The 9,694-nt window shown below is 39.5% G+C and carries 9 protein-coding genes and 1 tRNA gene; 6 read left to right on the forward strand and 4 right to left on the reverse strand.

All coding sequences use genetic code 11. The annotated features are described in order from the left end of the window. Nucleotides 1-146 precede the first annotated feature (146 nt). Both AC33VI_RS23165 and AC33VI_RS23170 read left to right on the forward strand, forming a co-directional pair. Nucleotides 147-998 (forward strand): M48 family metalloprotease, encoded by an 852-nt coding sequence (locus AC33VI_RS23165; RefSeq protein WP_491784621.1) that lies wholly within the window; start codon nucleotides 147-149, stop codon nucleotides 996-998. A gap of 41 nt (nucleotides 999-1,039) precedes the next feature. Continuing rightward, nucleotides 1,040-1,585 (forward strand): DUF456 domain-containing protein, encoded by a 546-nt coding sequence (locus AC33VI_RS23170; RefSeq protein ID WP_491784622.1) that lies wholly within the window; start codon nucleotides 1,040-1,042, stop codon nucleotides 1,583-1,585. A gap of 53 nt (nucleotides 1,586-1,638) precedes the next feature. On the opposite strand, the gene AC33VI_RS23175 is transcribed toward AC33VI_RS23170, so the two are convergent. Continuing rightward, entirely contained in the window at nucleotides 1,639-2,301 is a 663-nt protein-coding gene (locus AC33VI_RS23175) for a lysozyme (protein WP_491784623.1), read from the reverse strand. Nucleotides 2,302-2,495: 194 nt separating this feature from the next. Here AC33VI_RS23175 and AC33VI_RS23180 point away from each other — a divergent pair, with 194 nt between their 5' ends. Both AC33VI_RS23180 and AC33VI_RS23185 read left to right on the forward strand, forming a co-directional pair. Continuing rightward, nucleotides 2,496-3,815, forward strand: coding sequence for an aminopeptidase P N-terminal domain-containing protein (locus AC33VI_RS23180; RefSeq protein WP_491784624.1), 1,320 nt, complete (start codon nucleotides 2,496-2,498; stop codon nucleotides 3,813-3,815). 15 nt (nucleotides 3,816-3,830) lie between these two features. Further along, complete coding sequence (locus AC33VI_RS23185) at nucleotides 3,831-4,589, forward strand: phytanoyl-CoA dioxygenase family protein (RefSeq protein ID WP_491784625.1); 759 nt, start codon at nucleotides 3,831-3,833, stop codon at nucleotides 4,587-4,589. A 243-nt stretch (nucleotides 4,590-4,832) separates the two neighbouring features. Here AC33VI_RS23185 and AC33VI_RS23190 read toward each other — a convergent pair whose 3' ends face one another. After that, entirely contained in the window at nucleotides 4,833-6,812 is a 1,980-nt protein-coding gene (locus AC33VI_RS23190; protein ID WP_491784626.1) for a GAF domain-containing sensor histidine kinase, read from the reverse strand. A 221-nt stretch (nucleotides 6,813-7,033) separates the two neighbouring features. Here AC33VI_RS23190 and AC33VI_RS23195 point away from each other — a divergent pair, with 221 nt between their 5' ends. Beyond that, nucleotides 7,034-7,594, forward strand: coding sequence for a pentapeptide repeat-containing protein (locus AC33VI_RS23195; protein WP_491784627.1), 561 nt, complete (start codon nucleotides 7,034-7,036; stop codon nucleotides 7,592-7,594). A 21-nt stretch (nucleotides 7,595-7,615) separates the two neighbouring features. On the opposite strand, the gene AC33VI_RS23200 is transcribed toward AC33VI_RS23195, so the two are convergent. Further along, nucleotides 7,616-8,935 (reverse strand): hemolysin family protein, encoded by a 1,320-nt coding sequence (locus AC33VI_RS23200; RefSeq protein ID WP_491784628.1) that lies wholly within the window; start codon nucleotides 8,933-8,935, stop codon nucleotides 7,616-7,618. 53 nt (nucleotides 8,936-8,988) lie between these two features. Then, on the reverse strand, nucleotides 8,989-9,246 hold the full coding sequence (locus AC33VI_RS23205) for a hypothetical protein (protein ID WP_491784629.1): 258 nt from the start codon (nucleotides 9,244-9,246) through the stop codon (nucleotides 8,989-8,991). A gap of 93 nt (nucleotides 9,247-9,339) precedes the next feature. On the opposite strand from AC33VI_RS23205, the gene AC33VI_RS23210 reads away from it, so the two are divergent. Beyond that, nucleotides 9,340-9,412, forward strand: a tRNA-Ile gene (locus AC33VI_RS23210). The last annotated feature ends 282 nt before the right edge of the window (nucleotides 9,413-9,694 follow it).

Raw genomic sequence — 9,694 nt, forward strand, 5'->3', positions numbered from 1 at the left:
CGTATATGGTGTTTTTTCTTCAACTAAAAACTAATAACTTTTCAATAAATTAAAGAAGCCCAAAGAAACATCAGGAAACAAATATACTCGTGGTAATATTCTCCCCATAATATATTTAATACATTTAGAGTAAGAGTATCGATCGAGTGAGTAGATTATTAATACGCCTATTAATTGGGGTAATATTCGCTATCTTTGGAATGTTTAATTACTTCACAAATGTTAGTGAAAATCCCATTACGGGAGAAAGACAAAGGGTACAACTTACGCCCCAACAAGAAATAGTTATTGGTCGTCAGTCTGCCCCCAAAATGGCAGCACAACACGGGAATTTATACCCAGATCGTACTTTACAAGATTATGTAGATAGCGTGGGCAATAGAGTAGTACAAAAATCCGTTGCCAAAAATGCCCCCTATCCATTTGAGTTTCATTTATTGCGCGATCCTCGTACGGTTAATGCCTTTGCCCTCCCTGGGGGACAAGTCTTTATTACCGCTGCTTTATTAGATCGTTTGAATTCTGAAGCACAGTTGGCAGGAGTTTTAGGACATGAAGTGGCTCACGTCATTGGCAGACATGGTGCAGAGCATTTAGCCAAACAACAATTAGGCAGTGCTTTAGTCAATGCAGTGGGTATAGCTGCTAGCGATAGTCCAGAAGGTGGGAGACAGGCTGCTATTTTAGCTCAAGCAGTCAATCAGATGGTCAATCTTAAGTATGGCAGAGAAGACGAATTAGAAAGCGATCGCTTGGGATTCCAGTTTATGACCGAGGCAGGCTACAATCCCAAAGGGATCGTAGAGTTAATGAAAATTCTCGAATCCGCTAGTGGTGGTGCGGGAAGACAGCCAGAGTTTATGAGTACTCATCCCAATCCTGGAAATCGGATTCAACAGCTACAAAGTATTATTCAGCAAGAATATCCCAATGGTATTCCCAACCGATTACAAGAAGGAAAAAACCGTTTTGCTCAAATCGTCGCCCCTCGCCTTTAATAACGGTAGGGACAGTTAAAACAGTTATAGGTTAAATAATTATGGATATAACTACTATTTATTGGATTGTTTTGGGTGTAATGGGACTAGGGGTAATTGGCGCAATTATTCCTGGACTTCCTGGCAGCAGTATTATTTTAGTTGCTATTTTGGGCTGGAGTATTGCCACTGGGTTTGCAGGGATTGGCTTACCGATGATTATCATTTTTGGAGTTTTAATTCTCAGTGCTTTAGTAGAATATTTGGCTCTCTATTTTGGAGTAAAACAAGCAGGAGGAAGTAAATGGTGTCAATATGGCGCATTTATCGGCATGGCAGTAGGCTTCTTTGGTTTTTTGCCTGCATTACCCATAGGAGGACCTTTAATTGGGGTTTTAGTGGGGGCTGTAGTAGGAGCGTTTATTGGGGAATATCTTTACCGCAGCAACCTAGAATCAGAAGCACGCATTCAACAGGCTTTTAAAGCTAGTGCGGGTATTGTGATTGCTTCAATTATTGGTAATATCATCGAAGCGTTATTAGCTGCCTTAGCCGTAGCAATTTTTGTTTTCTCTACTTGGTCTTTTGTTTTCCCCACTGTTAGCTAAAGAGATAATCAAAAAAATAGCGCACACGCTCGCTCGATCGATAATATTTGGTTCTAACTATGATTGGAAGTACCTTGTAAGAACATCTGTCTTTCTGCTTCTCTTCTTCTGGTCAACCCAGGTAACCTCACTAATCTACCTCGAACATTCGCTTTATCCCAGCGTAAAAACTCATTTGCTGCACCATAATAATCCCCTGCATTGACTTTTTTAACTAGAGTGCTTTGTTCGATAAAATTAACTCCCACATTAAAAGAAAGAGAAGCAATTGCAGCTAATTGGCGATCGCTGAGCTCTACAGTAATAGCTCGGTCTAATTCCTCTTGAATGATGTGTAAATGTTTATTCAAAGCAGAATTAGCTTCCGCATCAGAAATGCGATCGCCTAATTGTACTGGTTTACCATCAATTCTGGATAAGCCATAGCCAATAACGGGAGTGCCATCAGTATCGATATAAGCCTCACTTTCAAATCCTTCAAACTCTTTAATTAAATTGACTGCTGCGATCGATATTGGTTTAGGTTGAGGAATTACGGGATCGACGGTTTCTAAATGTTTGAGATTAGCTGCTAGAGAATTATTTAGCTTTTGTAGTTGTATATCTCTAACTGTATCTGGTTGTGGGTAATTCATGGTATCTTCTGCCAAAGTTAGAGTAGTTAAACCCACGGAACAAATAGTAGTTAAAGCGATCGCGCTATCAAAATATTTCAAAATTTCTAATTACCCAAGTATTTTTCCTCAACTGTTTTAATCCATACATTTAAAATAGGCGACTAAATTGAGTTGTTTTTTAAAAAACTTTATACATCCTAGGGCTTAAGGGACAATATTCTGCTAATTAAAACTTCTATAATAAATTGCAGATCAATAAATCTGTCTGTTTACTTTAGCTAAAGCAATAACCAATGGGGATCGAACGACAAGAATACCGTCAACGCCAACAAGAAATTATGTCCAAAATTGGCGGAGGGACGGCGATTTTTCGCAGCGCGCCAATGGCAACCATGCACAACGATGTCGAGTATACTTATCGTCAAGATAGTAGTTTCTATTATCTGACAGGATTTAACGAACCAGAAGCGGTGGCGGTATTTGCGCCCCACCATCCAGAACATCAATATATTCTTTTCGTTCAACCCAAAGATCCAGAAAAAGAAACTTGGACGGGCTATCGTTGCGGAGTAGAAACAGCAAAAGAAATCTATGGGGCGGATGTAGCCTATTCTATTGAAGAATTAGATGCCCAACTTCCTCAATATTTAGTCAATGCCGATCGCATTTATTACCATCTAGGCAACGATAAAAGCTTTAATCAGAAAATAATTTCCCTCTGGCAAAGATTAATGGGTAGCTATCAACGAAATGGCAAAGCACCTCTCGCCCTGGAAGATACTCGCCCCCTTATTTTTCCCATGCGGTTGGTCAAAAGCCCTGGGGAAATTGCTATGATGCGACGGGCGACAGAAATATCGGCAATGGCACACAACCGCGCTCGCGAATTTACTCGTCCTGGGGTTTATGAATATCAAGTACAGGCAGAAATAGAGCATATTTTCCGTAAAGAAGGAGGAATTGGCATTGCTTATCCTTCTATCGTCGCTTCGGGGGAAAATGCTTGTATTCTTCACTATATTGAGAACGATCGCCAGATGCAAGATAATGAATTGCTATTAATCGATGCAGGTTGTTCCTACGGTTATTACAATGGCGATATTACCCGTACCTTTCCTGTGGGTGGTAAATTTACTCCCGAACAAAAAGCTCTTTATGAAATAGTCTTAGAGGCACAACTACAGGCGATCGCAGCAGTCAAGCCAGGCAATCCTTATAATGAATTTCATGATGCAGCCGTCTCGGTATTGGTAGATGGTTTGCTCGAATTAGGTTTATTGCAAGGCGATCGAGAAGAAATTATTCAAGAAGGAAAGTATAAGCCTTTTTATATGCACCGCACTGGACATTGGCTGGGCTTAGACGTTCACGATGTTGGTATTTACAAGCACAATGAAGATAACTGGCAAATCTTACAGCCAGGGCATATTGTGACAGTCGAACCAGGAATTTATATTTCCCCCTACATTAAACCCGCCGAAGGACAACCTGAAATTCCCGCTCGTTGGCGAGGTATTGGTATTCGCATTGAAGACGATCTTTTAGTAACTTCCCAAGGACACGATGTTTTGACCTCTGACGTGCCTAAGTCGGTGGCAGAAATGGAAAGGTAGTAATGGATTTTGTTTGTGAATCTAGCTGAATTAACCGCAGAGATTGTTGAAGGGAAAGGTTATGTGGTGCTTCCCGATTTATTGAGTCGTGCTGAAGCCCTCAAGGGGCGAGATTTAATTTTAGAAATTGCTCAAGAAGATCGCAAGAACAACAAGTTATTAAATCAAGGAGTCAAAGAAAGACTTTATGGTTCGATCTATAAAGATGATTTTTTTAGGCGTTTGGTACAAGATAAGTTAATACTTGCGATTATTGAAGCAATTCTGGGGGAAGATATAATTTTAGGGGGCTTTTCCGCTCATATACTCCATCCTGGAGCGCAAAGAATGGGAGTTCACGTTGATTATCCCTATTGGGCGATGCCTTCTCCTTTCCCGCGATCGCCTATTTTAGAAATACAAGTAATTTGGGCGATCGACGATTTTACCTCAGATAACGGCGCACCTCTGTTTGCGCCTCATACGCAAAATTTAGCTGTTAAACCCAATGTTACTGAGTTTGAACGCCAAGCAGAGAAGATAATTGCCACCGCAGGTACGGCGATCGTTTCTCACGGACTTTGTTGGCACGATACCTCTTGTAACCAAAGCGATCGCCCGAGAATATCTTTGTTGGGTAACTATACACCACAGTATATTCATCCCTTGGAAAATAATTTATTTGATTTTGACGAGAAAACATACCATAATGCGACTCCTCAACTAAAAAAACTACTCCGTCATAGCTGGATGTCTAAAAAACAGCAAATATATGCTATGAAATTCAAAAATTAATTGGTATTATAACTAGCAAATTATTGAGATCGACCATGATGACCAGCAGTGAATTGGATTGGCTAGCAGTTTTTGGCTATTTGGGCATAACCTTATTTGTGATGTGGCGTATTTTTAAAATTGATTAAATTAACATTATCAGCAGGTCAAGCTAATTAAACGTAAAAGAAAAATCGCTACTCCCCTATTCCCCTAATCCCCTAAGTATGCTTATCGGTTTGATGTTGAATAAAGTTGAGCTAATTATTGTAAGGCTGATGAAAAAGTTTCGCAGGGAAGATCTATCGTAAAAATAGTTTGTTTTTGTTGGCTTGCCAAATAAATTTCTCCCCCCAAAAGCTCAACCAGATTTTTGACTAAAGCCAGTCCGATCCCAGTACCGCCAAATTGCCAAGGATCGTTACTGGGAATGCGATAGAACTTATCAAAAACTTTTTTCTGTTCTGGATTAGAAATCTCTACTCCAGTATTAATTGCTTTAAATTGAACTCCACGATCGATCGCTCCCACTGAAAGAATAATTTGTTCTGCTTCTGGAGTATATTTACAGGCATTATTGATCAATTCGGTCAAGATCCTTTTGATGATGGAAATATCAGATCTAAATTGCGGTAAATTAGAATCTACATTGAGGACTAAAGTTTGTTTTTGGCGATCGATACGTTCTTGAAAGGGTTCGATAATTTGTGGCAGCCAAAGTTTAATATCAATCCACTGCATTTTGATAATTTCTTTTTTGGCATCGATGTAACAAAGGGTCAGCAAATCGTCTACTAGCTGATTTTGTCTTTTACAAGACGAACGAAAAATATCTAGTACCTTAGTAAAAGTTTCCGATCTATTCGAGCCTATTTCATGGCGCAATAAAGTTTCTAGAGTTTCTGAAGCTAGTTGAATGCTGCTCATGGGAGTCCGCAATTCGTGGGAAATAGTCCTTAAAAAATCATCTTTGAGGAGGTTTAAGCGAGCTAATTCTTCGATTTGTAATTGAGACTGCTGGTATAGTCTTGCCTGTCGAATGGCGATCGCGCAGCTCGAAGCTACCTGTTCTACCAAACTGATTTCATACTGTTTAAAATACTCATTCTTGGGGCGCAACAGCCAAAGATTGCCCAAAACACCGCGATCGTCAAAAATAGGACATACCAACCTTGTTGCTTGAGTATTGATGGGACTGAGTTCGGGAACTTTTTCAACAAATTGTAAGGATTGTTTTTGCAGGAGTTGATAATATAGTTCGGGGAAGTCGGCAACTTTTCTGTTTAATCCTTGGCAGTTGGGCGGTTCGCTCGCATATTCGTAAGCCACAGTAGCTGTAGTAGTTAAAGTAGCTATATCTTCAAAATCTAGTTGATCGTGGGAATAGTCAGGATTCCCAATAAATTGACCTTCGGAATCCAGTGTATTAGGGCGATCGAGATTGTATAGTTCGATTTTGCAACGCTTGATGTTTAAAACCTTGCTAATTTCTTCCGTAACGGTTTGCAAAATTTGAGGTTCGTTGAGACTGTCTCGTACTTTTTCGGTGATGGTACGAATCAAAGATTCAAACTTAACCGAAGTTTCGAGAAATTGAGTGCGTTTTTTGACTTTTTGTTCTAAATAGTGATTTGAACTCTTCACTCGTTCGTAGAGTTCGGCTTGTTGCACTGCAATTCCCACTTGAATGACCAAATGTTTGAGTACCTCGATTTCTTCTGTCAACCATTTCCGAGGAGACTGGCAATGATGGGCTACCAAAAGTCCCCACAATTCTTCATTGGCGATGATTGGCAAGACTAAATTTGCTTTGACTTCAAACGCATCTAAAACTTCTTGATAGCAGGTAGCTAAATCTTCTTCAGGGACGTTATTGAGTACGTGAACTCTCCCCTGAAGATATTTTGTAATATGTTGATTGGCAAAACAAGGGTCTTTAATTTTAAAGCCAAAAACGCTATCTACAGTATCGCTCGCCGATTCCGTTACAATTACCCCACTCCAGTCAGGCTCAAAACGATAAATAAATACTCGATCCGTCTGCAAAAATTCTCTCACTTCCGCAACAGTTTGATTCAGAATTACTTCCAATTCTAAAGACTGACGAATGCGCAAGGCGATCGCCGCTACAATACTTTTTTCTCGATCCGAAGAGACAACTTCGGAATTGCGAGACAGCCCATTGTGGGGGTTTCCAAGGTCGTAGGGACTGTCGAGGGGGCGATCGGAAGATAATTCGGGCAAAAATAGTTTACCTGCTTTACTTTTTACATCTAAATCTTAATATTTTTTAAAGCTAATGGAAAGAATATTAAGAAAATCTAAAAGAAAATTATTGTTTTTTCTCCTAGAAATCTTAAGTCATCATTAATCTAAGTATTTAGACTCACATAACTTGGTAGGTTTTATGAACAAATGTAAAGTCGATCTTCCTAACTGGCAATCGGTTAGATGTTTAAAACAGCATGAACCCAGAAGAACTGTTGAGACAATATCGAGGAGGAAAAAGAAATTTTGACCGAATCGATCTGGCTCGAATAATTCTTAAACAAACAAACCTACCCCAAATCAATTTGAGCCAAGCAATATTGACTGAAATAGATTTGAGTGAAGCAAATCTAGAGAAAGCAAATTTAGAAAAAGCCAACTTGAATTTAGGCAATTTGAGTCAAGCTAGGTTGACTGAGGCAGATTTGAGGTCGGCTTCTTTGAAATCTACACTCTTATACAAGGCTAATCTAGGTAAAGCCCTCTTAAATAGAGCAGATCTGAGTCATGCTATTTTGCAAAGAGCATTTTTAAGGGAAGCCAATCTAAATCGCGCTATTTTGGTTGGTGCTAATCTACAACAAGCAAATTTAATTGATGCCAATTTAGAAAACGCCGATTTAACTAATGCCAATTTAAAAAACGCTTTTCTTCAAGGAGCAAATCTATTTCAAGCTCGTATGGACAATGTAGATCTCAGTCAAACAATTTTAACGGGAGCAACGATGCCCGATGGAGAACTATTCAACGACTCTTAAGTAGATTTCTTTAAAAATTAATTATCGATGGACTAATACTTGATAGAGACGATTGCTATCAGCTGCTGCGATGGTAAATTCTAAATCGCCATAATCTAGCTTTTCTCCCTTTTGGGGAATTTTTTGCCATTGTTCTAATAAAAAACCGCCCAAGGTATTGTAATTATCAGCTATGGGCAACTCCAATCCTAGATGCTCGTTGACTTCCTCTAAGTTCATCTGTGCTGAAACCAAAAAAGTACGGTCATCAAGTGATTGAATCGGCTCAATTCCCGAATCTGGAAGATTGCCTTCATCGCCCACAATTTCTGCCACCAAGTCATCCAGAGCAATTAAACCAGAAGTACCGCCAAATTCATCAATAACGATCGCCAATTTTTGGTGAGATTTTTGCATCAAAGGCAAAAGCTCGTTGAGAGATGTGGATTCGGGAATAAAATCGACAGGTTCGATCCAAGGTTCGATGGAAGAGTCTCTGTGGAGTTCTCCTTTGGCTAGGGGTTGGGATAGCTTCTTGTAGTGAATGACTCCGCGAATGTCGTCTAAAGAATCTCCGACAATAGGATAGCCAGAATAGCCAGATTCAGCAATAGTTTCTAACAATTCGCCAAAAGTAGTAGATAGGGAAAGAAATTTGATATCAGTACGGGGAATCATTACTTGTTCGGCAGTATCATCGCGAAATTCAAAAATGTTTTTTAACAGTTGTCTTTCTTCCTTTTCTAAATCAATCGATTCTCTTTCTGTAGCAATAATTAGCTGTAACTCTTCGGAAGTAACTGATTCGTACCATCCCAAGCCACTATACTCAACGCCAAAAAGCTTGAGTAGCAATCGCGTCGATAAATTTAAAATAGCGACAAATGGTCGAAAAACACGGGAAATCGCCAAACTAGGAGGTCCAAAAAATCGCGCTATTTGTTCGGGATACATTAAAGCCACGGACTTCGGGCAAAGTTCTCCTAAGACAATTTGTAAATATGCCAAGACAATAAATGCCAAAGGCAAAGCCAAAGAATGAGCGATCGCTTTGGATAAATAGTCGGGTAAAGAGATTTTGTGAGCCAAAGCTGCGATCGCAGTGGTCGCTGTTCTTTCCCCTACCCAGCCTAATGCTAGACTGGAGAGAGTAATCCCTAGTTGAGTCGTAGACAACAGGCGATCGATACTTCTTTGAAGAGATTGCACCGTTTGAGCCTGAAGATCTCCATCTTTGACTAGTTGGCTAATCCGAGAGCGACGTACGGAAACAATCGAAAATTCCGCGGTTACAAAAAAGGCATTAATCGCAATTAGTAAAAATACACCAATCAAAGTCAACCACAAGTTTTGTTCTGCCATTGATTAACTAAGGATAAATAAATGTATGAAATACCATTGCAGAGTTGCTCTAGTTACCATTTATTCTCCGCCTGGAATTGATTGTAGATTTTGGTTAAAATGTCTTTTTCATTAATGATTTTTAGCCCTTTGTGTTGTCCTCCCAAAGGTTTTTGCCTTCGATTGGAGTCTTCAGAGTTAATATCGGGTTGAGTGACTACTTTGAGAGCTTCTCTACCCATGAAATAGCCAACATAAGAGCTAGCAACTCCCCCTGCCAACATCAGCAAAAATAAAAAAGCAGTTAGCAAAAAATTTACTTTTATTTTCATCGAATCTCAATCTGTATTATTTTTTAAGATTATTCTTGCCAAAGGTACTAGCCTTAAGAATATAATGTCTTATTAAAGAAAAAAAATATATAACCAGGGTTGGCCGAGCGGTTTAGGCAACAAACTCATAATTTGTGCTAGGCAGGTTCAACTCCTGCACCCTGGATTATGTTAGCTCTAAACTTCTACTCCTATACTCAGACCTTATAGGATAAATTATAAACTTGCTCAATACCTCGTCAAGTTTTTTTGTCTGAAAATTTTAATCTGGACTGTTTCAAATTTAGAAGAGTGCCAGCAACGGAATAGCCAGCGCGATCGCCAGTCGAAAATTCCGATGGTGGGTATTTTAGCTACTGCTAAAAAATTAGAATTACCCAGTTATGAAGAGGGTTTCGACCGACTATATCATGTTAAACTTGCCCCGAATAATTCCTTTGCGATCGAA

The sequence above is a fragment of the Waterburya sp. genome, assembly GCF_058530065.1.